This window comes from Rathayibacter sp. AY1H2, from assembly GCF_002931985.1.
Taxonomy (GTDB): Bacteria; Actinomycetota; Actinomycetes; order Actinomycetales; family Microbacteriaceae; genus Rathayibacter.
In genome coordinates this window covers 35,898-57,794 of the sequence record NZ_PSUV01000020.1, presented here as the reverse complement: position 1 = coordinate 57,794, position 21,897 = coordinate 35,898, and the positions used below count along the sequence as shown (strand labels likewise).

Below are 21,897 nucleotides of genomic sequence, written 5' to 3'. Positions count from 1 at the left end.
AAGGTCAAGCGGCGGGGACGGATCCGCTAGCGGGCGTCGATCCTGCGCGTTCCCACCCGGAGGACGAGCTCGGTCACCGGCACCGCGGCGATCGAGCAGCAGGCCGCGGGCACCACGGTCAGCAGCGCGACGACAGCGTCCGTCCCGTCGCCCGCATCGGTCCACGCCGCGATCGAGACCACGAGCCAGGCGATCGCGAGGATGCAGACCGTAGAAGCGGTCCAGAGGACCGGCCAGGGCGCGCGACCCCGTCCCGCGGAGTAGGGGAGCCCGCCGACAGCCGCCGTCACGGCGGTCGCCAGAAGCGCTCGGGCCAGCGGGAGGAGCAGCTCGCCGGGGTCCCGGCCGGTGTCGAGGGAGGACAGGGCGAACAGGACCGAGGTCGTCGCGAGCGAGAGGACCCCGGCGACGGCGACGAGCGTCAGCAGGGTCCGGATCAGGAGCCTCACCGGTCGCCCCCGGCGAGGAACGCGCCGCGCTCCTCCAGCAGCCGCCGCAGGTGCCGGTCGAGCACCAGCCGCTCCGCGATCCGCCCGAGGACGCCGAGCGGTGCGGAGTACTCGAGCCGGTCGATCATCACGGAGCCGGAGCCGTGGGGCTCGAAGCGGTGCTCGTGCCGGAAGGTCGCGAAGGGCCCGCGGGTCTGCTCGTCGACGAAGGAGTGCGGGGCGTCGAGCGCGGTGACGGTGCTGGTCAGCCGGAGCGGGACGCCGAAGTGCCGGGCGCTCCAGGTCACGTGCTCGCCCAGGCCGATCAGCCCGGTGGTCGTCCCGGACACCGCGCGCTCGCGAGCGCCGGCCTGCGAGGCGGTGTGCAGGTCGATGTCGCGCGCCCGGTCGAACATCTCGGCGGCCGGGCGGGCGGAGCGGGTCACGACCTGGAGGAGCACGGTGTCGATCCTGCCCGCCGCGCCTGCAGCCGGCCACGGACGCGCCGGTCCGTCCGCCTCACCAGCTCGTCACCACGGTCCGCGTGATCACCCACCCCTCGTCGCGGCGGACGAGGCGGCTCGTCAGCTGGAGCCGCCAGGTCGCGTGCAGGCGGCCGATGGTCGCCTCGGTGATGGTGCGGGAGGTGAGCACCGGGTGCGCGGCGCCGCCCGAGAGGGCGCTCTCGACGTGGTCGATCTCGTGGTACTCCTTGCGCGCCTCGTCGATGTCGGCGAGCCACTCCTCCCGCGACTGCACGAGGCCGGTCGGGTGCTCGATCACGAAGCGCTCGTCGAGCAGCGCCTCGAGCGCGGGCAGGTCCACCAGCTCCAGCGCGTCGAAGAGGGCGGCGTGCACGACGGCCGGGCCGTCGTCCTCCCGCTCGTCGCCCGTGCCGGCGGTCCCGTCGCCGCTCATGCCGGCGGTCCCGTCGTCGCGCGGCGGACGAGCTGCGTCGGCAGCTGCACGTGCAGCGAGCGCGGCTCGCGCCCGGCCATCAGGGCGATCAGCATCTCGGCGGCGGTCGCTCCGAGCGTCTGCATCGGCTGGCGGACGGTGGTCAGCGGCGGATCGAAGCGAGCGGCCTCGGGCACGTCGTCGAAGCCGATCACCGACAGGTCGTGGGGCACGGCGAGGCCCAGGTGCGCGGCGGTCTCGATGATCGCCAGCGCCGAGACGTCGTTGGCGGCGAAGACCGCGGTCGGGCGGTCGGGCAGCGACAGGAGCGAGGAGGCGGGCCGCCGGGCGGTGTCGCGGTGGTAGTTGCCCACCCGCAGCAGGCGCTCGTCGAAGGCGATGCCGGCCTCCGCCAGCGCCGCCCGGTAGCCGGCCTCCCGCAGCCGCGCCGAGCGCAGGTCGCCGCGGCCCGCGACGAAGCCGATGCGGCGGTGCCCGAGGGCGACGAGGTGGCGGGTGGCGAGCAGGGCGCCGCCGAAGTTGTCGGACTCGACGGTCGGCAGGTCGGCGCGGCCGGTGTGCGGGTCCACGGCGACGAGCGGGATGTCGGAGGGCGCGCTCACCACGCTCGGCGTCACCATGATCGCCCCGTCGATGAGGGTGCCGCTGAGCCGGCTGAGCGAGCGCCGCTCCCAGCCCTCCTGCTCGCCCTCGTGGGAGCCGGAGTAGGCGAGCAGGTCGAACCGCGACTCCGCCAGCACCGACCCCACGCCCTTCAGGATCTCGGCGCTGAACGGCTCGAACCCCGCGACGAGCACGCCGATCACGCCCGTGCGCCGGGAGCGCATGCTGCTCGCGACGAGGCTCGACTCGTAGCCGAGCTCGCGCACGACCTCGAGCACGCGGGTGGCGGTGGAGGGGGCGATGCCGTAGCGGCCGTTCACCGCCTTGGACACCGTCGCCACCGAGACGCCGGCGGCAGCGGCGACGTCGTGGATGGTCGGTCGGGTGGTCATGTGGCCGACTGTAACCCGTGCTTCGAAAACCATTTCGAAAACGTTTGACCACTTTCGCAAGCACTGCGGACACTGACTCCACCCGCGAAGGCGGGAACCCCCACGGCGCCGGTGCACCAGGCGGCGCCCTCGATGAAGAGAACGGTTGGACGATGAAGTTCAGGAAGATCGCAGTGGCGACAGCAGCCCTGCTCGGCACGGTCGCGGCCCTCACCGGCTGCTCGGGCCAGGACTCGGGATCGAGCGACGGCACCGTCGCGATGACCCTCTGGCAGAACTCGACCACGGGCCCCGGCCAGGAGTTCTGGGACAAGACGATCGCGGACTTCGAGGCCGCGAACCCCGGAGTGACCATCGAGTCGCAGGCCATCCAGAACGAGGATCTCGACGGCAAGCTCCAGACGGCGCTCAACTCGGGCGACGCCCCCGACGTCTTCCTCCAGCGCGGAGGCGGCAAGCTCGCCGCCATGGTCGCGGGCGGACAGCTGAAGGACCTCACCGACGGCATCTCGGACCAGGCGCGCAGCGAGATCCCCGAGGGCTCGTTCTCGGCGAACACGCTCGACGACAAGGTCTGGGCGATGCCGGTCGCCGTCCTCCCGGGCGGCCTGTTCTACAGCCAGGACCTCTTCACGGCGGCGGGCGTCACCGAGACGCCGAAGACCATCGACGAGCTCGACTCGGCGATCACGAAGATCAAGGGCAGCGGAGCCCAGGCCGTCGCGCTCGGCGCGAAGGACGCCTGGCCCGCCGCGCACTGGTACTACTTCTTCGCGCTCCGCGAGTGCAGCGCCGACACCATGGCCGAGGCGGCCGACACCAAGGACTTCTCGGACGACTGCTGGGTCCGCGCGGGCGAGGACCTGCAGGACTTCTCGGCCACCGAGCCGTTCAACGAGGGCTTCCTCACGACCGCCGCCCAGCAGGGCGCGGGCAGCTCGGCCGGACTCCTCGCCAACCACCAGGCGTCGATGGAGCTCATGGGCGCGTGGAACCCCGGCGTGATCGCCTCCCTCACCCCCGACGAGAAGCCGCTGCCCGACCTGGGCTGGTTCCCGTTCCCCGAGATGGACGGCGGCGACGGCGAGGCCGGCGCGATCATGGGCGGTGTCGACGGCTACTCCTGCTCCGCGGGCGCTCCCGACGAGTGCGTCGACTTCCTCAACTACCTGGCCACCTCCGACGTGCAGAAGGAGTACTACGCGGCCTTCAACGCGCCCCCGGTGAACACCGTGGCGCAGGAGGCGGTCACCGAGCCGTACCTGCAGCAGATCCTCGAGGCCTACAACTCGGCCCCGTACGTCTCGCAGTGGCTCGACACCGTCTACGGCCTCAACGTCGGCAACGCGCTGAACGTCGGAGTCGTCGACCTGCTGGCCGGCAAGAGCGACCCCGAGCAGCTGGTCGAGGCCGTCAACGCCGCCGCGGCGAAGGCCTAGCCACCATGGCACTCCGCGAGAGCCCGCTCCTCGGAGTGGATGAGCCCCGCGGGACCGCGCGCACCGGAGGCGTCACCTCGACGCCTCCGGTGCGCCGGCGCCGCCGCAGCGTGGGCTGGGCGGGGCGCTTCGAGATCGCGCTCCTGGTCGGCCCGGCGCTGATCGTCTTCCTCGCCTTCGTGATCTTCCCGGTCGTGATGGCGGCCTACTACGGCTTCTTCAGCTGGCAGGGCTACGGAGTGCCGACGGACTTCGTCGGCTTCCGCAACTACCTGACGATCCTGCAGGACCCCACCTTCCACGACGCCCTCGCGCACAACGGCATCATCGTGGTGCTCTCGCTCGTGCTCCAGGGGCCGGTCGCGATCCTCCTGGCGCTGCTGCTGAACCGCAAGCTGCGCGGGCAGTCGATCATCCGCGTCCTGATCTTCGTGCCGTACGTGATCTCGGAGGTCGTCGTCGGCACCGGCTGGAGCCTGATGCTCCAGACCAGCGGCGCGGTCAACGGCCTGCTCGAGAAGGTCGGCCTCGGCGCGCTGAAGCAGGACTGGCTCTCGGATCCGGCGATCGCGATCTGGACGCTGATGCTGATCATCACGTGGAAGTACATCGGCTTCGCCGTGATCCTCTTCCTCGCGGGACTGCAGGGCATCCCCGAGGAGCTGTCCGAGGCCGCGGCCATCGACGGCGCCTCCTACTGGCAGGTGCAGCGGCGGATCACCCTGCCCCTGCTCGCGCCGACCCTGCGGATCTGGGCGTTCCTGTCGATCATCGGCGCACTGCAGCTGTTCGACCTCGTCTACATCATCTGGGGCCAGTACGTGTCCTCGACCGCGGGCACCTCGACCATGGCGATCTACCTGGTCACCAACGGCCGCAATGCCGGCAACTACGGGTACGGGAACGCCGTCGCGGTGGTCCTGTTCCTGATCTCGCTCGTGGTGGCGCTGCTCTACCAGCGCTTCGTGCTCCGGCGTGACACGGCGGGCGCACTGACGGGAGACAAGCGATGACCGGCACGACGATGACGGCCCCGCCTATCACTCCGGAGACCCCTCGGCCTCTCGCGGCGAAGCGGCGCCGGCAGCCCCTGGGCCGCGGCACCACGATCGCCTACGTCGTGGCGATCGTCGTGATCGCGCTGATGCTCGCCCCGGTGGCGTACATCATCCTCGGCGGCTTCCGCACGAACGCGCAGATCACCACCGACCCGGCGGGCCTGCCCTCGCCGTGGAACGTGCAGAACTACCTCGACGTGATCACCGGCGGCGTCTTCTGGCAGGAGGTCGGCAACTCCACCATCGCCGGCCTCGCGACGACCCTCGGCGTGGTCGTGCTCGGCCTGATGGCGAGCTACGTCCTGGCCCGCTACGACTTCACCGGACGCGGCGTGTTCTACGCGCTCTTCGCCGCCGGCCTGATGTTCCCGATGACCGTGGCGATCACTCCTCTCTACCTGGTGATCAAGAGCCTCGGCCTGATGAACTCGCTCGCCGGAGTGGTGCTGCCGCAGATCGCGTTCGGCCTGCCGACCACGATCATCATCCTGGTGCCGTTCCTCCGCGCCATCCCGGACGAGATCCAGGAGGCGGCCTTCATCGACGGCTGCAGCCGGATCGGCTTCTTCTTCCGGATGGTCGTGCGCCTGGCGATGCCCGGCGTGATCACCACGGGGATCCTCGCGTTCATCGCGAGCTGGAACAGCTACCTGCTGCCCCTGTTCATCCTCAACAACGAGTCCACCTTCACGCTCCCGCTCGGAGTCCAGGCGTTCTCGTCGCAGTACTCGGTCGACACGGCGAAGGTGCTCGCCTTCGTGTCGCTGTCGATGATCCCGGCGCTGATCTTCTTCAGCGTCTTCGAGCGCCGCATCGTCGGCGGGCTGACGGGGGCGGTGAAGGGATGAGCGGATCGCTCCGCCCGTCCGCCGCGTCCCCCGTCCCGTCCGCACCCGTCGCCCCACCCGCAGAGAGGGTCGCACCGTGACCGCACCGCACGCACCAGAGGATCCCCAGGCCCCGTCCGCCCGCACCACCGAGCTGCTGGGCCGGATGACGCTGGAGGAGAAGCTCTCCCAGCTGGTCGGCTACTGGGTCGACCAGGGCGGCGAGGTCGTCGCCCCGCTCGCCGGAGAGATGGCCACCTCGACCGGGTACGCCGAGGCGACCCGCGAGGGGATCGGCCAGCTGACCCGCGTCTACGGCACGCGCCCCGTCGATCCGCTCGAGCGCGCCCAGTGGCTGTGGGCGGAGCAGCGCCGACTCGTCGAGGAGACGCGGCTGGGCATCCCGGCGATCGTCCACGAGGAGTGCCTGACCGGGCTCGCCGCCTGGCAGGCCGCGACGTTCCCGACTCCGCTCGCCTGGGGAGCCTCGTTCGACCCGGAGCTCGTGGCCGAGCTCGGCGCCGTGATCGGCGGCTCGATGCGCGAGCTCGGGATCCACCAGGGCCTGGCGCCCGTGCTCGACGTGATCCGCGACCCCCGCTGGGGCCGGGTCGACGAGTGCATCGCCGAGGACCCGTACGTCGTCGGCACGATCGGCACCGCGTACGTGCAGGGACTGCAGTCCACCGGCGTCGACGCGACGCTGAAGCACTTCATCGGCTACTCCGCCTCCCGCGGCGGCCGCAACCACGCGCCGGTGCACGCCGGACCGCGCGAGATCGCGGACGTGCTGCTGCCGCCGTTCGAGATGGCGATCCGCGACGGGGGCGCCCGCTCCGTGATGAACTCCTACGCCGAGATCGACGGGGACCCGGTCGGAGCGACGCCCGCCTACCTCACGGGCGTGCTGCGCGAGCGCTGGGGCTTCGACGGCGTGGTCGTCGCCGACTACTTCTCGGTCGCGTTCCTCCACCTCATGCACGCGGTCGCCGCCGACCTGGGCGAGGCGGCCGAGCTGGCGCTCGCCGCGGGGATCGACGTGGAGCTGCCCACGGGCGACGCGTTCCTCGCTCCGCTGGCCGCGCGCATCCGGGCCGGGGAGGCCGACGAGGCGCTCGTCGACCGGGCCGTGCTGCGGGTGCTCGCGCAGAAGGAGCGGCTCGGCCTGCTCGACGCGCGCTTCGACGACGCCCCCGAGTCGATCGACCTCGACTCGCCGGCCCACCGCGACATCGCCCGCCGCCTGGCCGAGGAGTCGGTGGTGCTGCTCGCCAACGACGGCGTGCTGCCGCTCGCTGCGCCGCGCCGCCTCGCGCTGATCGGTCCCAACGCCGACAGCGCGCCCGCGCTCATGGGCTGCTACTCCTTCGCCAACCACGTGCTGGCGCACCACCCGGGCGTGCCGCTGGGCTTCGAGATCCCGACGGTCGCGGACGCGCTGGCCGGCGAGTTCGGCTCGGCCGAGCTGCTGCTCGCCGAGGGCTGCTCGGTCGAGGGCGACGACGCCTCCGGGATCGCCGAGGCGGTCCGGGCGGCCGCCGACTCCGACGTGGCGATCGTGGTCGTCGGCGATCGGGCGGGCCTGTTCGGCCGCGGCACGGTCGGCGAGGGCAACGACGTCGAGAGCCTCGAGCTCCCGGGCCGCCAGCGCGAGCTGGTCGAGGCCGTCGTGGCGACGGGGACCCCGGTCGTGCTCGTGCTGCTGACCGGCCGCCCCTACGCCGTGGGCTGGGCGCTGGACGGGCCGTCGGCTCCGGCCGCCGTGCTGCAGGCTTTCTTCCCGGGGGAGGAGGGCGCCGGCGCGATCGCGGGCGTCGTCTCGGGACGGGTCGACCCCTCCGGCCACCTGCCGGTCTCGCTGCCGCGCTCGGCCGGGGCGCAGCCGTTCTCGTACCTGCACCCGATCCTCGGCGGGCCGTCGGACGTGACCTCCGCCGACAGCACGCCCGTGCGGCCGTTCGGCCACGGGCTCTCGTACACGCACTTCGCCCGGACGGAGCTGGCGGTCGAGGAGTCCGCCCCGACGGACGGCTCCTTCACGGCGACCGTGCGCGTCCGCAACACGGGCGAGCGAGCGGGAACCGACCTGGTGCAGCTGTACGCCCGCGACGTGTTCGCGAGCGTGACCCGGCCGGTGGCGCAGCTGCTCGGCTACGCGCGGGTCGCGCTCGAGCCCGGCGAGGAGGCGGAGGTCCGCTTCGAGGTCCCGGCCGCGCGCCTGGCCTTCACCGGACGCGAGGGCGTGCGGATCGTCGAGCCCGGCCGCGTCGAGCTGTGGGTTGGCCCGGACTGCGCGACGCGCGAGACGGAGACGGCGCTCGAGCTGGTCGGCCCGGCCGCCGCTGTCGACGCCTCCTCGCAGCGCCTCGTCGGCACGCGGGTCCAGCGGGCGGGAGCGGGCGTCCCGGCCTGACCCGTGCACAACGCTGGAAGGATCGCTCCGGCGGGCCGTGGATCCGCGGATCCCGGTGCCCGCGGGGCGATCCTTCCTGCGGTCTGAGCACGGCGCGGCTCCGGCACCGCTCTGGCGCGGCTCGGACGGGCGCGGCAGGCTGGGGGGATGAGCGACGACGCGAAGCAGACCCTCCTCCGCTACCTGCAGGAGGGGCGCGACGCCCTGCTGCAGAAGCTCGACGGGCTCGACGAGTACGACGTGCGGCGGCCGCTGGTCTCGACGGGCACGAACCTGCTCGGCCTGGTGAAGCACGTGGCGGGCACCGAGGCGGGCTACCTCGGCGCCGTGTTCGGGCGGCCGTTCCCGGAGCCGATGCCGTGGATGGAGGACGAGTCGGAGCCGAACTCGGACATGTGGGCGACGGCCGACGAGTCCCTGGCCGACGTCGTCGCGCTGTACCGCCGCGTGTGGGCCCACTCCGACGCGACGGTCGCGGCTCTCCCGCTCGACGCTGCCGGGCAGGTCCCCTGGTGGACGAACCGCGACGTGACGCTGCACCGGATCCTCGTCCACATCACCGCAGAGACACACCGGCACGCGGGCCACGCCGACATCGTCCGCGAGCTGATCGACGGGCGGGTCGGGCTCCGGACGCCCGGCGACAACCTCCCGCCGGTGCCGGAGGAGTGGTGGCCGGAGTACCGGGAGCGCCTCGAGTCGCTGGCGCGCGCCGTCCGCGACCGGGCCTGACGTGCCGGCGTCCGTCGGCATCGCGGTCACGCCGGCACGCGCGGCGCGGCTGCTCGACGACCTCGATCCCGCGACGGAGGCGGCGCTCGATGCGGCCCTGGGCGGTCGCGGTCGGGGCCGGGCCGCCCTGCAGCGGCGCCGCGACGGGGCGTCGCCGGAGGAGCGGAGGCAGCGGGCCGCGCTCGAGCGCCGGGCGTTCAGCGCGGAGGCGGACCCCGCGGCGCTCGAAGAGCTGGCACTGCTGCGCGCGCAGCGCCGCGAGCGGGAGGAGGCGCTCGACGCCGCGGTCGCGGGACTGGCCGCGCCCGCCGGACCCGCAGCGGCCCGGGGCCGGATCGGCCGCGGGACGGCGAGCGACCGGGGCGGGACGCGCCGTGACCGGACCGGCTGGGACGAGACCGGCCGGGACGAGGTCGGCCGTGACGAGACCGGCCGGGACGCGGCGCCCGGCTGGGGCGAGCGCAGTGAGACCACCGGAGGCGACGACGCCGACTCCCGCACCTCCGCCACGCCCCGCCCGCGCCGCCGCCTCGGGGTGATCGCCGCGCTCGTCGCCGTGCTCGGGCTCGCCGCCCTCGGCACGGCCGCCTCCGTCGCGCTGGCCCCTCGCCCGTCGCTGGAGGTCTTCACCGAGCCCTGGGCCGTCCCGGACGACGTCGCCACGCGCCCGCTGTCGACCCTCGCGAGCCTCCGCGTCTTCCACTGGGGGCCGACTCGCTACCTGGGCAGCATCGCCGGAGTCGACTACTTCGCCACCCTCAGCCTCGACTCCTTCTCGGCCGCGGAGCTCGCCGACGAGTCCGTCTGCCTCTACGGGCTCGCGCGCTCCGACGGCGACGTCGTCGTCACGGACTGCGCGGCGACCGCGGACTTCGTCGCGAGCGGCATGACCCTCTCGCCCGACGACTACCAGGGCGACTCCGGTGCCGCCCGCGTCGACGCCCGCTCCACCAGCGGCATCGGCACCAGCACCCGCTCTCCCGGAGCGCCGCTCAGCAGCAGCTCGACCGCCCGGCGGCCCATCTCCTCGTGCGGCAGCGCCACGGTCGTCAGCCCGGGGCGGAGGTAGGCGGCCAGCTCGTCGTCGTCGAACGACACCACGGCGACATCGCCCGGGATCGAGAGCCCCGCCTCCGCGACCGCCTGGTAGGCCGCCTCACGCCGAGCGGCTTCGGGCACGACGGCGCGGGCGGACAGGTCGCCTTCGCCGACCCGGACGCGGGAGTCGGCTTCGCGTTCCTCACCAACCGGATGGAGGGGGTCGGCGACGTGCGCGCGACCCGCGTCGTCGAGGCGCTCGCGACCGCGCTGCGACTGCCCGCTCCGCGCGGACTCTGACCCCTCCGCGCGGACTCTGACCCCTCCGCCCCACCCCCGTCAAGGGGTGGGGCACCCGGTCGGCGCCGTCCTAGCGTCGGGGACGGGCCGACCGGAGGGGCGGTCCGGGATCCAGGGGAGGGCGAGATGCAGAAGCTGTACTACGCGAGCGGATTCGTGCTGCTGGGCGACGAGGTGTGCTCGGCGGTCGTCGAGTACGCGCAGGCGCTGGCGAACGTGGGGAAGTCGGACCTGGTCGTGGTGCCGTCGCTCTCGGACGAGGGGATGCGCGGCGAGACCCGTCTCCTGGTCGGGCCGGCCAGCCAGCTCTTCACCAGCCCGGCGCTCGACCGCGGCGTCGACCTCGACGACCCGGAGGCGGTGGAGTCGATGCGCGAGAAGACCCGACGGCTCCAGCCCGCGCGGCCGACCGTGCAGCCGCGCGGCGAGGGCGACGACAGCGAGGACGACGGCGGGACCGACTACCTCTGACGCCTCAGGTGTCGAGCGTGGTGCTGGGGCGCTCGCCGAAGCGGTGGGCGTACGAGGCCGAGAACCGGCCGAGGTGCGCGAAGCCCCAGCGCCGTGCGACCTCGCTGACGCTGACGACTCCGGACTCGCCCGCCCGCAGCTCCTTCTGCACGCCGTCCAGCCGGATCCGCCGCAGGTAGTCGACCGCGGTGAAGCCGAACTCGCGCCGGAACTCGGTCTGCAGCGTCCGCAGGCCCATGCCCGCCGCGTCGGCGATCTGCTCGGTCCGGAGCGGCTCGTGGGCGTGCTCGTACATGTACTCGATAGCCTGGCGGAGGCGCCCCGAGCGGGGTACTCCGAGGTCGCCGGGAGTGTCCAGCGTCGAGTGCGGGAAGGTCTCGAGCAGGGCGACGGCGACCGCGCGGTCGGCCTCGCGGCGCAGCAGCGGCGAGCTGTCGGCGTCGTAGATCACCCGGGCGACCGTCGCGACGGTCGCCGACCAGCGCCGCAGCGCCGCGCCCTCGGGTCGTGCGGTGGTGTCGAAGAGGAGGGGGCCGCGGGTGCCCTCGACCTCCTCCGCGATGCCCTCGAGGTACGCGCCGTCGAAGTGGATGAGGTTCTGGCGGTAGTCGTGGAACTCGAACCGGCTGGGACGGTCGTTGACGAAGATCGCCGGCTGCCCGGATCCGAGGGTCACCGCGTCGCCGTCGAGATCGGTGACGCCCGCGCCGGCGGTCAGCCACGAGACGACGTACTCGCCCTCGGTCTGGATCGAGCCCTGCACGGAGCCGGCGAACTGGCTGCCGCGGAGCGTCACGTCGCCGTCGCCGACGGAGGTGTAGCGGTACGAGAAGTCCTCGCCGGGCTCGACGACGAAGCGGTGCCCGTTGTACGACTGCTCGAAGAGGGCCCGCGCCTGCTCGATGTCACGCCCGCCGATGTCGGAGCGCATGACCTCGTCCTTCTCGTTCATCCCGATCAGGGTCGCACGAGGAGCGCTCTTCACCGCGTGCCCCGAACGGGGAATTCGTTAAGCGGATAAACCAGTCGCGGGTCCGGCGGCGCGGGTCATGGCCTGGACGGTCGCCGCCTGGAACTGCGTGAGCAGCACCACGGTGTGCCGCGCTCCGGCTTCCACGGCGAGCGAGAAGGTGGCGCCGGCCGGAGTGGCCCGCCAGGAGCGGATGTCGCGGGTGCCGACGCGGGTCGAGTCGCCGGTGCCGGCGCTCCGCAGCACCAGGGAGTCGGGCAGCACGCAGAGCGCGCCCGTCACGCCGTCGACAGTGGAGGAGCACTCGAAGCCTGCGTCGTCGTGCACTGCACCGGCGAGCTCGACGAAGTCGGTGACCTCCATCGGCTCGTCGTCGTCGCGCCTGGACACGGCGCGCTCAGGCAGCGTGCGTGAGCCCGGAGGACTCGGGCTGCTGCGCCGGCTCGGTGACGATCCGCAGGCCCCGGCCGCTGTTGGCCTCCTCCATCAGTGCGCGCACCCAGGTGGCGTTGATCGCCGGCATGCGGCTTCCGTGGAACGAGAACTGGAGGGGGATGGTCGGGTGCAGCCACAGTGTCTGGCGTCCGGTGCCGTGCGCGCTCGAGGCGTCGAGCTGGAAGGCGAACGCCTCGTCGCGGCGGAACTTGTTGATCATGACGATCTGCAGGTGCGCGAGTGCGCGGTCGTCGATCTCGTGCGAGGTGGGGGGAGTGCCGTAGAGGAGAGCGCCCATGGTGCGTGCCGCCGTTCTGTGCTGTGTCGCGGGTGCCGGCCGCGACGGTGGGGTGCCCCGGCGAGTGCCGCCGGGAGGGGGAGTGCGAGATGGTGGGGGTGTTCGTGGGGAGCAGGACCCGGGGTGTGCTGTGCCGCCGAGTCGAGTGTCCGGAGTGTCGATCCGGGGGTGCCGGGCTCCGGGATGTCGAGCCCGGATGCCGTCGCGCCGAGCCGTCGATCCCCGCTGACGCCTGCTCTGCAGGCCCGTGGAGTCGGGCGGTCGGGCCGTCCCTCCGGCTGTTCTCCGAAAGTACGCCCCTCGTTCGGAGGGCACGTGCCGCTATCCGGAATGCGAAGCAGTGGCCCCGGCCGCCGGGCGGACTCCCAGCCGGGCGACTCCGGGCCTCAGTTGCGGGTGCCTCCGAAGGGCGGTGCGGCTGCGTCGAGACACGCGCTCGTGCGCGAGACGCCGTCTCGACGGCGGCGGTGTGTCGGGCGGGCCGACAGTGTCTCGGCGGGGCGGGTGGAGCCGGAGGAGGCGTGACGGTGCGCTCACTTGAGAGGGCGTGGGGCTCCGTCGAGACGCCGCGCTCGCGCGAGACGCCGTCTCCGCGGCGGTGTCCCGGCGTACGCGGGAGCGGGAGGGTGCGCTCCTGCGCGAGTCGTCGCGCCGCCGCTCCGGCGGGGGCGCCGGCTCAGAAGGCGTAGCGAACGCGGCAGTAGGGGAGGCGCTCGGCGAGGAGGGCGCGGAAGCGGTCGAGGGCGGCGCGCTTGAGGTCGCGTCGGTAGCGGATGTTGACGGCGCCGTTCTCGGAGACCTTCTGCTCCTGGCGTCCCGGCTGCCAGAGCAGCGACTCCGCCGTGGGGTGCCAGCCGAGGTTCACCTAGTGCAGGCCCTCGTTGTGCGTGAGGAGGATCACCTCGGCCGCGAGCTGCGCCTTCGCCCGCGGGTGGAGGGCGGCGTCCAGCTGATCGAAGAGCTCGGTCCAGTCCTGCTGCCAGGTCTCGGTGAGGATCACGGGCGAGAAGTTGACGTGCACCTCGTAGCCGGCGTCGACGAAGTCGTTGATCGCCGCGATCCGCTCGGCCATCGGCGAGGTGCGGATGTCGGTGACCTTCGCCGTCTCGGCGGGCATCAGCGAGAACCGGATGCGGGTGCGCCCGAGCGGGTCCCACTCGAGGAGCTCGCGGTTGACGTACTTGGTCGCGAAGGACGCCTTGGCGGTGGGCGACATCCGGAACAGCTCGCAGAGGTCGCGGACGTTCTCGCTCAGCAGCGCGTCGACGGAGCAGTCGCTGTTCTCGCCGATGTCGTAGACCCAGGCCTCCGGGTCGCACTGGTTCGCCTCGGCCTTGGGGCCCTGCTTGCCGATGTGCCGGGCGAGGTGGCGCTGGATCTGCTCGATGTTCGTGAAGAGCGTGATCGGGTTGCTGTAGCCCTTCCTCCGCGGCACGTAGCAGTACACGCACGCCATGGCGCAGCCGTTGGCGGTGGAGGGGGCGATGAAGTCGGCCGAGCGGCCGTTCGGGCGCGTGACGAGCGACTTCTTCACCCCGAGCACGAGCGCCTCCGTCTTGATGCGCACCCAGCGCGCGACGTTCGCCTCGTCGCCGTGCACCTCCGGGATCAGCCAGTGCGACTCGACGGGCACGATCTCGGCGCCCGGCCACCGCGCCACGACCTCCTGCCCGCGGGGCAACTCGAGCGCGGCCGGCTCGGCGTAGATCCGCCGGATGTCGAGCAGGCGCCGCTCGCGGACCGGCGCGGACGCGGAGCTCGGAGCGGTGTCGGACATGCGTCCGTTCTACCGGCGACCACCGACATCCGCGGGGACGGGGTCGTCGCCCGCCGCTGGGATCCTGCGGCCTCCTGCAGGAACCGTGGCGCCGCTCCCTCAGGATGGAGGCATGCCCTCCTCCGCCGACCGCTTCCGCCGCGCCGCCGTCGAGCTCGCGCAGACCTCCGAGCGGCAGGTCGAGTGGGCGCTCGCCGTCGCGGAGGATGCGCGCCTCCTCGCCCTGATCGACGAGCTGCCCGCGCAGCACCGGCAGCCGTCCCTGCTCTTCTCGGTCGCGCGGCTGCTCGGCGTGCCCGACGTCGACGGCGCCGGATTCGCCGCGTGGCTCCGGAGCGAATGGGCGCGGGTGGCACCGATCGCCGCCGAGCGGAGGACGCAGACCAACGAGGCGCTGCGGTGCGCGCCCCTGGTCACAGCGCTGGAGCGGATCACGGAGCCCGGTGAGCCGGTGGCGCTCGTCGAGATCGGCGCCTCCGCGGGGCTCTGCCTGGCGCCGGAGCGGTACTCCTACGCCTTCACGGCGAGCGACGGCGACGCAAGGCTCGGGTCGGGCGCGCCTCTGCTGCGGTGCGCGGTGAGCGGAGGCGCGGCGCCGGCGCGGCTGCCGGTCGTCGCGTGGCGCCGGGGGCTCGACCTGGCGCCGCTCGACGTCCGCTCGCCCGAGGACGTCGCCTGGCTGGAGGCACTGCTCCCGCCCGACCGCCCGGAGCGGACCGCGCGGCTCCGCTCGGCCGTGGAGACTCTGCAGGACGACCCGCCGACGATCGTCGCGGGCGATGCGGCCGCCGAGCTGCCCGCCCTGCTCGACGCGGTGCCGCCGGGTCTGCGGACGGTGGTCGTCTCGCTCGGGACCCTGGTCTACCTTCCGTGGGCCGCGCGCGAGAGCGTCCTGGCGACGGTCGCCGATCGCGGCGCGAGCCTGGTGACGCTCGAGGCGGAGGCGCTGCTCCCGCACCTCGTCGCCGCGCGCGGGGACCGCACGGCCCCCGAGCCGACTCCGTTCCTGCTCGCCGCCGACGGCGTCCCGCTCGCGAGCGCGGCCGCCCACGGCGGCACCCTCTCCTGGCTGGCCTGAGGCGCGCTCCAGCGCTGTGTGCGGGCTGCCCGAAGCTCGGGAGGTGCCCGGCGCCCGGTGCTCGCTCCGCCCCGATCCTCCGCCCACTGTTCAAGAGTTGTCGCACTCAGCGTCGAGTGCGACAACTCCTGGACTCTCGCGGAGGAGCGAGCGTCGAAGCCCGAAGCCCGAAGCCCGAAGCCCGAAGCCCAACGCGCAGCGACCAGAGCTCTGAGCTCAGGCGCTCGGCCCGATCGTCCGCCCACTGTTCACGAGTTGTCGCACTCAGCGTCGAGTGCGACAACTCCTGGACAGTCGCGAAGGAGAGGGCGTCGAAATGCAGCGCTGAGAGCTCGGAGCTCAGAGTCGCGGCGCTCGACCCGCGCCCACTGTTCACGAGTTGTCGCAGTCGGCGTCGAGTGCGACAACTCCTGGACTCTCGCGGAGGGGAGGACGGTCGAGCGCAGGACTCAGAGCTCAGAGCCGGAGCTCAGAGCGTCCAGCGTCCAGCGCCCAGCGTCCAGCGCCCAGCGCCCAGCGTCCAGCGCCCAGCGCCCTACAGCCCGTCGACGACGAGCTGCGTCGCGCGCGGGACGTACGAGGTGTTCGTCGTCGGGTCCCAGCCCACGAGCGCGACCGCGTCGCCGCCGACGCGCGCGGTGATGCCCACGAGCGAGAACGGCTTGCCGCCCACGGCTCCGGACACCTTCCAGCCGAGCGTCTCGTCGGCGCCGGTCAGCGTCTGCTCGGTGCGCTCGACGGTCGTCTCGACCGGCACGCCCTGCATCGCGAAGAGCGTCGAGCCGGAGGCGCAGCGGGTGGTCGCGTCGGTGGCGCTCGCGAGGAGCGAGGCGGCCGCGTCGGCGGTGCCGGTGCTCGACACGACGGCGGTCATGGAGCGGTCGGCGCTGGTGCCGTACGAGAGTCCGGCGGCGGGCTGCGCGGTGTCCCAGCCCAGGCCGAACGGCGAGAGGCAGCTCGCGTCGGTCGCGGTGAGGCCGGGGTAGATCGAGTCGAGCATCTCCTGGATGCTCGCGTACTCGCCGGGCACGAACTGCACGCCGGTCAGCACGGCGGCCACCTGCTCGCCGGTCTTCTGAGCGGTGTCGGCGGTCGGGGCGGCGGCCGTCGCGGTGGCGGACGGGGCGGCCGACGACGAGGGGAGCGTCGGAGTGAACGGGCGGAGGGTCGATCCGCTCGTCGCGGTCCCCGCGCAGCCCGAGAGGGCGAGCAGCAGCGCGCCTCCGATCAGAGTCGTGCGCAGCAGTGTCTTGGACATCATGTCTCCCCCTTCGCCCGCCGGCGCCGCACCGGGGCGCCTGAGGCTAGCAGAGCCTCGCGTCCCGGAGGCGGCCCGGCGCCGCCCGCGGGACGGGGGCGACCCGGTGGCGCCCGCAGGCCGGAGGCGGTCCGGCAGCGCGTGCAGATCGGAGTCGGCCCGGCCCCACCCGCACGACGAAGCCCGGAACCCCGAACCCACGCCTCCGACGGCCGCTCCCGCCGCCTCCGCTCCGCAGCTCAGATCTCCGTGTGCCCGAGCTCGGCTCCAGCGAGCAGGCGGATCTCCGGCTCGGCGATGCCCTCCAGCTCCAGCACCACGACGCGGTTGCGGCCGGCGCGGGTGACCGGCGAGGGGACGATCAGCGTCCGCTGCGGTCCGCGACGCCAGTAGCGTCCGAGGAGGAAGCCGTTCACCCAGACCAGGCCCTTGCCCCAGTGCAGCGTGTCCACGTACAGGTCGGCCTGCTCGTCGAGGTCGAACGAGCCGGAGGCGAGCTGCGGCCCGGCCGAGAACGCCGGTGCCGCGACGGCCAGGTCGGGGAGGCACTCGAGCGCGAGGGCGCGCGCCGCCCAGCCGGTCAGCGGGGCGCCGTCGAGCGTCACGCCTCCGATCAGGCCCTTGTGCTCGCCGATGCGCGTGCCGTAGTTCACCCGGCCCTGGTTCTCGACCAGGATCGCGAGCTCGCCGCGTCCGCTCGGCAGAGTCAGCGCCCGCTCGTGGTGGTCGCGCGCCAGCACGCCCACCGGCACGCCGTCCAGCAGCACCCAGGCGCGGTCGCGCACCTCCTCGCCCACCACGAGGCGGGCCGGAGCGGAGGAGCCGTCGAGCGTCGTCGTGAAGAGCACGAAGCCGTCGTCGTGGCCGAGGTCGTCGAAGCTGGCCATCGCGTCGAGGTGCGCGGCCGGTCCGAACGCCTGGCCGAGGCCGAGCAGCGCCGGGCCGGGGACGAGCGGAGCGGTCAGGGCGGGGGCCGGCGGGCGCACCGCGGGCACCTCCTCCGGCACCGGCGCGTAGCGCGCGATGACGTCGCGGAACGCCCAGAACTTCGCGGTCGGGTCGCCGCCCTCGTCGAGCGGGGCGTCGTAGTCGTAGCTCGTCGTGATCGCGGCGTAGCGGCCCTTGTCGTTCGCGCCGCTGGTCAGGCCGAAGTTGGTGCCGCCGTGGAACATGTAGATGTTGACCGAGCCGCCGGCCGCGAGCAGGGTGTCGAGCTCCTGCGCGGAGGCGTCGGCGTCCGTCGTGTGGTGCTGGGTGCCCCAGTCGTCGAACCAGCCGCACCAGAACTCCATGCACATCAGCGGTCCGGTGGGCTGGAACTCGCGCAGCGTCGCGAGGCGCTCCGTGGTCCGCGAGCCGAACGAGCCGGTGAGGTGCAGGCCCGGCAGGCTGCCGTCGGCGAGCATCTGCGGAGTGGGCTGGTCGATGGTGGTCAGCGGCACCGTGATGCCGGAGTCGCGGGTCACCCGCACGAGCTCGGCGAGGTATTCCTTGTCGGAGCCGTACGCGCCGTACTCGTTCTCGATCTGCACGAGGACCACGGGCCCGCCGGCGTCGATCTGGCGCGGGGCCACGATCGAGTACACGCGGCGCAGGTAGTCGCTGACCGCGGCGAGGTAGTTCGGCTCCGAGCGGCGCACGCCCACCTCGGGGTCGCGGAAGAGCCAGGCCGGGAGGGCGCCGTTGTCCCACTCCGCGCAGATGTAGGGGCCGGGGCGCACGATCGCGTGCATGCCCTCGGCGGCGATCAGGTCGAGGAAGCGGCCCAGGTCGAGCCCGGCGTCCTCGCGCCACTCGCCGCGGCGCGGCTCATGCGCGTTCCAGGCGACGTAGGTCTCGATGGTGTTCAGGCCCATCAGGCGGGCCTTGCGGATCCGGTCGGCCCAGAGGTCCGGGTGGATGCGGAAGTAGTGCAGCGCCCCCGACAGGATGCGGTGCGGGCGGCCGTCGAGCTCGAAGTCGACGGTGCCGATGGCGAAGCGGCTCTCGGGAGCGGTGGTCATCTGGATCCCCCTCAGGATCGGTGCCCGGTGTGTCCGAGCGTGAGAACGACGCGGGGCCGACCGGAGCGATCCGGCCGGCCCCGCGTCGAGCAGTGGTGCTACTCCGAGACGGTGAAGCCCTGCGCGTTGCCGTACTGGACGAGCTTGCTCTGCCAGTCGGCGAGGCCCTGGTCGAGGCTGGTGCCGTTGGCATAGGCCTGGCCGACGGTGTCGCCGAAGACGCTGTTCGCGTAGACCTGGTAGGGCAGGTACGACCAGCCGGAGCGGACGTCCTTCGAGGCCTGGGTCAGCACCTCGTTGATCTTCTGGCCGCCGAAGTACTCCGACTCCTGACCGGTGAAGTCCGAGCTGTCGAGGTCGGCGGTGGTCGACGGGAATCCGCCGCTCTGCAGGAAGACGTCGACCGAGGCCTGGTCGCTGTTCAGCCAGCGCAGGAACGCGGCGGCCAGCGCCGGGTTCTCGCTCTGCTTGGTGACGGACTGGCCGCCACCGCCGTTCTCGGCGCTGACGGCGGTGCCGTCGTAGGTCGGGATCGGCGCGACGGCCCAGTCGCCGGAGGCGTCGGGGACGCTGGACTCCAGCACGCCGGGCATCCAGGCGCCGGTCACCAGGGAGGCGATGGAGCCGTCGGCGAGACCCTTGTACCACTCGTCGCCCCAGGCGGGGGTGTCCGAGAGCAGCTTCTTCTCGACGAGCTGGTTCCAGACGCCGGTCCACTTGGCGGTGCCCTCGTCGGCGAGGTCGATCTTCACGTCCGTGCCGTCGGTGGTGAACGGCTCGCCGCCCGCCTGCCAGATCATGCTGGTCGCGAAGCCGGCGTCGCCGGTGTCGGCGGTGATGTACTTCGACGGGTCGGCGGTGTGCAGCTTCTCGGCCGCGGCGACGTACTCGTCCCAGGTGGCGGGGACGGCGATGCCGTACTGGTCGAAGACGGTCTTGTTGTAGAACAGCGCCATGGGGCCCGAGTCCTGCGGGAGGCCGACGAGCTTGCCGTCGATGTTGACGCTGCCCCAGGTGGAGGCGGAGTACTTGTCCTCGAGGTCGCCCATGCCGTACTGCGACAGGTCGAGGAGCGAGTCCGACAGCGCGAACTGCGGCATGGCGTAGTACTCGATCTGGACGACGTCGGGGGCGCCCGAGCCGGCCTTGATCGCGTTCTCGAGCTTGGTGTACTCGTCCTTGTTGGTGCCGGCGTTGACGAGCTCGACGTCGACCTTGGGGTAGGCCTTCTCGAACGCAGCGACCTGCGCCTCGGCGCTGGGGGTCCAGCTCCAGTACGTGATCTTGCCACCGGCCTCGAGGGCGGAGTCGAGGTCGGCGGCGGAGCCGGCGCTCGTGGTCGTGCCGCCACCGGAGGTGGACGAGCAGGCCGCGAGGGAGCCGGCGGCCAGGGCCGCGACAGCCGCGACCGTCAGGGTCCGCCTGAGGGCGGAACGGGCGATCTTCATGGTGGTGTTTCCCTTCACTTCTTCGTGCTGCGGGTGCTGTGGACGGGGCAGGACGCTCCGGCCGGGGGATGGGTAGGGGGAGGGCTCAGCCCTTGACGCTTCCGGCGCTCAGACCGGACTGCCAGAAGCGCTGGAGTCCGAGGAAGGCGACGACGATGGGGATGATCGTGAGGAGCGAGCCCGTGATCACGAGGTTGTAGATCGGCTGCGCGCTGACGCCGGTGGCCTGCGCGTTCCACTGGTTGAGGCCGACGGTGAGCGGGTACCAGGTGGGGTCGCTCAGCATGATCAGCGGGAGGAAGTAGTTGTTCCAGGTCGCGACGACCGAGAACAGCAGCACGGTCACGATGCCGGGGGCGAGGAGGCGGATGGAGATGGTGAAGAAGGTGCGGAACTCGCCCGCCCCGTCCATCCGCGCCGCTTCGAGCAGCTCGGTGGGCACCGACTCCACCGCGTAGACCCACACCAGGTACAGGCCGAACGGGCTGATCAGCGAGGGGATGATGATCGCCCACGGGGTGTTGGTCAGGCCGAGCTGGCTGAACATGAGGAACGTCGGGACGGCGAGGGCCGTGCCGGGGACCGCGATCGCTCCGAGCACCACGGCGAAGACCGCCTTGCGGCCCGTGAAGCGGAACTTCGCGAGGCCGTAGCCGGCGAGCGTGGCCAGGAGCGTCGCTCCTCCGGCGCCGACGACGACGTAGAGCAGGGTGTTGCCGAGCCAGCGGAGGAAGATCCCGTCGCGGTAGCTGAGGGTGTCGGCGATGTTCTGGAAGAAGACGAAGTCGCCGTCGAACCAGAGGCCGAAGCTCGAGAGCAGGCCGGCCTGCGTCTTCGTCGCGTTGATGACCAGCCAGGCCAGCGGCACGAGGCTGTAGAGGATGAAGACCGACATCAGCAGGGTGAAGGCGATCGACTTCTTGGGCTGCACCGAGGAGCCGCGGCGGGCGGCCGGGCGCTTCGGGGCGCGGGCGGGCGTCCGGGGAGCGGTCGCGAGGGCCATCAGTTCTCCTTCCGCGCGCCGCGGAGCTGCACGACGTAGGCGATCACCGCGGTGATCACGCCCATGACGATGGCGACCGTGGCCGACGCGTTGTACTGCTGACCGGCGAAGGACAGGTTGTAGGCGTACATGTTCGGGGTGAAGTAGGTGGTGATGATGTTCGGCGCCAGCGTCCGGAGGATGTTCGGCTCGTTGAACAGCTGGAAGCTGCCGATGATCGAGAAGATCGTGGCGATGACGATCGCGCCGCGCAGGGCGGGAAGCTTGATCGAGCGGATGACGCGCATCGGGCCGGCGCCGTCGATCTCGGCCGCCTCGTAGAGCTCGCCGGGGATCGTCTTCAGCGCGGAGTAGAAGATGAGCATGTTGTAGCCCACGAACTCCCACGTGACGATGTTGCCGATCGAGGCGAGGATCCAGTCGCGCGAGAAGGGCTGGACGACGTCGGAGCCGAGCAGGTCGTTGACGTTCGCGGCCAGGCCGAAGTTGTCGCCGTAGATGAAGCCCCACATCAGCACCGCGACGACCGCGGGGACGGCGTAGGGGAGGAAGACCACGATGCGGAAGAAGCCGGTCCCGTGGAGGCGGCCGCTGTCGATCGCGAGCGCCGCGACGAGGGCCAGCACGAGCATCACGGGGACCTGCACGACGAGGAACAGCAGGACGCGGCCGAAGCCCTCCCAGAAGTTCGGGTCGGTGAAGATCGCGGCGTAGTTCGCGAAGCCGACGAAGGAGTTGCCGCCCACCAGCTGCTCGCGGAAGAGGCTGAGGTAGATCGAGTAGACGACCGGGGCGATGAAGACCAGGAGGAAGACGACGAGGAAGGGGGCGACGAACGCCAGGCCCTTCCACTCGCTCTTCGCCCGCGACTTCGGGGCCGCGAGGGGGGACGCCGGAGGGGCGACCTCGCTCAGCGGGACGGGGGGAGACGTCGTCGTCATGGGATTCCGTTCGGGGAGTAGTGCGGGCCCGCCATGTTCACGTCAACATGGCAGAGCGTCACCGTAG

At 72.4% G+C, this 21,897-nt stretch carries 23 protein-coding genes; 9 read left to right on the top strand and 14 right to left on the bottom strand.

Going from position 1 to position 21,897, the window contains the following annotated elements; translation table 11 throughout:
• Positions 1-26 precede the first annotated feature (26 nt).
• Genes C5C29_RS13845 through C5C29_RS13830 form a run of 4 tightly spaced genes read right to left on the bottom strand, consistent with a single transcriptional unit; the run spans position 27 to position 2,341 of the window.
• Positions 27-449: a hypothetical protein gene (locus C5C29_RS13845; protein WP_104250421.1), complete on the bottom strand. Its 423-nt coding sequence runs from the start codon at positions 447-449 to the stop codon at positions 27-29.
• Entirely contained in the window at positions 446-889 is a 444-nt protein-coding gene (locus C5C29_RS13840) for an SRPBCC family protein (protein WP_258060045.1), read from the bottom strand. Before C5C29_RS13840 ends, C5C29_RS13845 begins: the two co-directional genes overlap by 4 nt.
• A 58-nt stretch (positions 890-947) precedes the next feature.
• Positions 948-1,346 carry a nuclear transport factor 2 family protein gene (locus C5C29_RS13835; RefSeq protein WP_104308478.1) on the bottom strand — a complete coding sequence of 133 codons (399 nt, stop codon included), beginning with the start codon at positions 1,344-1,346 and terminating at the stop codon, positions 948-950.
• On the bottom strand, positions 1,343-2,341 hold the full coding sequence (locus tag C5C29_RS13830; protein WP_104224902.1) for a LacI family DNA-binding transcriptional regulator: 999 nt from the start codon (positions 2,339-2,341) through the stop codon (positions 1,343-1,345). Before C5C29_RS13830 ends, C5C29_RS13835 begins: the two co-directional genes overlap by 4 nt.
• A gap of 152 nt (positions 2,342-2,493) precedes the next feature.
• Between C5C29_RS13830 and C5C29_RS13825 the strand changes: the two genes are divergently transcribed.
• The 8 genes from C5C29_RS13825 to C5C29_RS13790 all read left to right on the top strand — a co-directional run bounded on the left by C5C29_RS13825 (position 2,494) and on the right by C5C29_RS13790 (position 10,619).
• Positions 2,494-3,780: an ABC transporter substrate-binding protein gene (locus C5C29_RS13825; RefSeq protein ID WP_104308477.1), complete on the top strand. Its 1,287-nt coding sequence runs from the start codon at positions 2,494-2,496 to the stop codon at positions 3,778-3,780.
• 5 nt (positions 3,781-3,785) lie between these two features.
• Entirely contained in the window at positions 3,786-4,793 is a 1,008-nt protein-coding gene (locus tag C5C29_RS13820; RefSeq protein ID WP_104226347.1) for a carbohydrate ABC transporter permease, read from the top strand.
• Positions 4,790-5,686 carry a carbohydrate ABC transporter permease gene (locus C5C29_RS13815; RefSeq protein ID WP_104308476.1) on the top strand — a complete coding sequence of 299 codons (897 nt, stop codon included), beginning with the start codon at positions 4,790-4,792 and terminating at the stop codon, positions 5,684-5,686. The genes C5C29_RS13820 and C5C29_RS13815 overlap by 4 nt, the downstream gene beginning before the upstream one ends.
• A 145-nt stretch (positions 5,687-5,831) precedes the next feature.
• Complete coding sequence (locus C5C29_RS13810) at positions 5,832-8,078, top strand: glycoside hydrolase family 3 N-terminal domain-containing protein (RefSeq protein ID WP_104308475.1); 2,247 nt, start codon at positions 5,832-5,834, stop codon at positions 8,076-8,078.
• Positions 8,079-8,225: 147 nt separating this feature from the next.
• Positions 8,226-8,810 carry a DinB family protein gene (locus C5C29_RS13805; RefSeq protein WP_104258081.1) on the top strand — a complete coding sequence of 195 codons (585 nt, stop codon included), beginning with the start codon at positions 8,226-8,228 and terminating at the stop codon, positions 8,808-8,810.
• 1 nt (position 8,811) lies between these two features.
• Positions 8,812-9,879, top strand: coding sequence for a hypothetical protein (locus C5C29_RS17685; protein WP_374953997.1), 1,068 nt, complete (start codon positions 8,812-8,814; stop codon positions 9,877-9,879).
• Positions 9,840-10,148, top strand: coding sequence for a serine hydrolase (locus C5C29_RS17680; protein WP_374953996.1), 309 nt, complete (start codon positions 9,840-9,842; stop codon positions 10,146-10,148). Before C5C29_RS17685 ends, C5C29_RS17680 begins: the two co-directional genes overlap by 40 nt.
• A 126-nt stretch (positions 10,149-10,274) precedes the next feature.
• On the top strand, positions 10,275-10,619 hold the full coding sequence (locus C5C29_RS13790; RefSeq protein WP_104258084.1) for a hypothetical protein: 345 nt from the start codon (positions 10,275-10,277) through the stop codon (positions 10,617-10,619).
• A 4-nt stretch (positions 10,620-10,623) separates the two neighbouring features.
• On the opposite strand, the gene C5C29_RS13785 is transcribed toward C5C29_RS13790, so the two are convergent.
• The 5 genes from C5C29_RS13785 to C5C29_RS13770 all read right to left on the bottom strand — a co-directional run bounded on the left by C5C29_RS13785 (position 10,624) and on the right by C5C29_RS13770 (position 14,099).
• Complete coding sequence (locus C5C29_RS13785) at positions 10,624-11,571, bottom strand: AraC family transcriptional regulator (protein ID WP_146083496.1); 948 nt, start codon at positions 11,569-11,571, stop codon at positions 10,624-10,626.
• 57 nt (positions 11,572-11,628) lie between these two features.
• Positions 11,629-11,979: a hypothetical protein gene (locus tag C5C29_RS13780; protein WP_104223412.1), complete on the bottom strand. Its 351-nt coding sequence runs from the start codon at positions 11,977-11,979 to the stop codon at positions 11,629-11,631.
• 7 nt (positions 11,980-11,986) lie between these two features.
• On the bottom strand, positions 11,987-12,322 hold the full coding sequence (locus C5C29_RS13775) for an ATP-dependent DNA ligase (RefSeq protein ID WP_104223411.1): 336 nt from the start codon (positions 12,320-12,322) through the stop codon (positions 11,987-11,989).
• A gap of 676 nt (positions 12,323-12,998) precedes the next feature.
• Positions 12,999-13,187, bottom strand: a complete 189-nt coding sequence (locus tag C5C29_RS17550) for a hypothetical protein (protein ID WP_258069498.1) — start codon at positions 13,185-13,187, stop codon at positions 12,999-13,001.
• A complete protein-coding gene (locus C5C29_RS13770; RefSeq protein WP_258069497.1) occupies positions 13,188-14,099 on the bottom strand; it encodes a spore photoproduct lyase family protein in 912 nt (303 codons plus the stop codon).
• Positions 14,100-14,211: 112 nt separating this feature from the next.
• On the opposite strand from C5C29_RS13770, the gene C5C29_RS13765 reads away from it, so the two are divergent.
• Entirely contained in the window at positions 14,212-15,177 is a 966-nt protein-coding gene (locus C5C29_RS13765) for a DUF2332 domain-containing protein (protein WP_181128829.1), read from the top strand.
• A gap of 535 nt (positions 15,178-15,712) precedes the next feature.
• Here C5C29_RS13765 and C5C29_RS13760 read toward each other — a convergent pair.
• From C5C29_RS13760 to C5C29_RS13740, 5 genes are all read right to left on the bottom strand, one after another.
• Positions 15,713-16,438, bottom strand: a complete 726-nt coding sequence (locus C5C29_RS13760) for a hypothetical protein (protein WP_104250410.1) — start codon at positions 16,436-16,438, stop codon at positions 15,713-15,715.
• Between the two features lie 236 nt (positions 16,439-16,674).
• Positions 16,675-18,438 carry a beta-galactosidase family protein gene (locus C5C29_RS13755; protein WP_104282952.1) on the bottom strand — a complete coding sequence of 588 codons (1,764 nt, stop codon included), beginning with the start codon at positions 18,436-18,438 and terminating at the stop codon, positions 16,675-16,677.
• Between the two features lie 98 nt (positions 18,439-18,536).
• Positions 18,537-19,886 (bottom strand): sugar ABC transporter substrate-binding protein, encoded by a 1,350-nt coding sequence (locus tag C5C29_RS13750; protein WP_104223423.1) that lies wholly within the window; start codon positions 19,884-19,886, stop codon positions 18,537-18,539.
• 85 nt (positions 19,887-19,971) lie between these two features.
• Positions 19,972-20,781, bottom strand: a complete 810-nt coding sequence (locus C5C29_RS13745; RefSeq protein WP_258062773.1) for a carbohydrate ABC transporter permease — start codon at positions 20,779-20,781, stop codon at positions 19,972-19,974.
• A gap of 107 nt (positions 20,782-20,888) precedes the next feature.
• Complete coding sequence (locus C5C29_RS13740; RefSeq protein ID WP_104223405.1) at positions 20,889-21,830, bottom strand: carbohydrate ABC transporter permease; 942 nt, start codon at positions 21,828-21,830, stop codon at positions 20,889-20,891.
• Positions 21,831-21,897 lie beyond the last annotated feature (67 nt).

Coding starts and splice junctions, on each gene's coding strand:
- C5C29_RS13835 (WP_104308478.1), bottom strand. CDS start 1,346: ATGAGCGGCGACGGGACCGCCGGCACGGGCGACGAGCGGGAGGACGAC.
- C5C29_RS13830 (WP_104224902.1), bottom strand. CDS start 2,341: ATGACCACCCGACCGACCATCCACGACGTCGCCGCTGCCGCCGGCGTC.
- C5C29_RS13825 (WP_104308477.1), top strand. CDS start 2,494: ATGAAGTTCAGGAAGATCGCAGTGGCGACAGCAGCCCTGCTCGGCACG.
- C5C29_RS13820 (WP_104226347.1), top strand. CDS start 3,786: ATGGCACTCCGCGAGAGCCCGCTCCTCGGAGTGGATGAGCCCCGCGGG.
- C5C29_RS13815 (WP_104308476.1), top strand. CDS start 4,790: ATGACCGGCACGACGATGACGGCCCCGCCTATCACTCCGGAGACCCCT.
- C5C29_RS13810 (WP_104308475.1), top strand. CDS start 5,832: ATGACGCTGGAGGAGAAGCTCTCCCAGCTGGTCGGCTACTGGGTCGAC.
- C5C29_RS13805 (WP_104258081.1), top strand. CDS start 8,226: ATGAGCGACGACGCGAAGCAGACCCTCCTCCGCTACCTGCAGGAGGGG.
- C5C29_RS13790 (WP_104258084.1), top strand. CDS start 10,275: ATGCAGAAGCTGTACTACGCGAGCGGATTCGTGCTGCTGGGCGACGAG.
- C5C29_RS13785 (WP_146083496.1), bottom strand. CDS start 11,571: ATGAACGAGAAGGACGAGGTCATGCGCTCCGACATCGGCGGGCGTGAC.
- C5C29_RS13775 (WP_104223411.1), bottom strand. CDS start 12,322: ATGGGCGCTCTCCTCTACGGCACTCCCCCCACCTCGCACGAGATCGAC.
- C5C29_RS13770 (WP_258069497.1), bottom strand. CDS start 14,099: ATGTCCGACACCGCTCCGAGCTCCGCGTCCGCGCCGGTCCGCGAGCGG.
- C5C29_RS13765 (WP_181128829.1), top strand. CDS start 14,212: ATGCCCTCCTCCGCCGACCGCTTCCGCCGCGCCGCCGTCGAGCTCGCG.
- C5C29_RS13760 (WP_104250410.1), bottom strand. CDS start 16,438: ATGATGTCCAAGACACTGCTGCGCACGACTCTGATCGGAGGCGCGCTG.
- C5C29_RS13755 (WP_104282952.1), bottom strand. CDS start 18,438: ATGACCACCGCTCCCGAGAGCCGCTTCGCCATCGGCACCGTCGACTTC.
- C5C29_RS13750 (WP_104223423.1), bottom strand. CDS start 19,886: ATGAAGATCGCCCGTTCCGCCCTCAGGCGGACCCTGACGGTCGCGGCT.
- C5C29_RS13745 (WP_258062773.1), bottom strand. CDS start 20,781: ATGTCGGTCTTCATCCTCTACAGCCTCGTGCCGCTGGCCTGGCTGGTC.
- C5C29_RS13740 (WP_104223405.1), bottom strand. CDS start 21,830: ATGACGACGACGTCTCCCCCCGTCCCGCTGAGCGAGGTCGCCCCTCCG.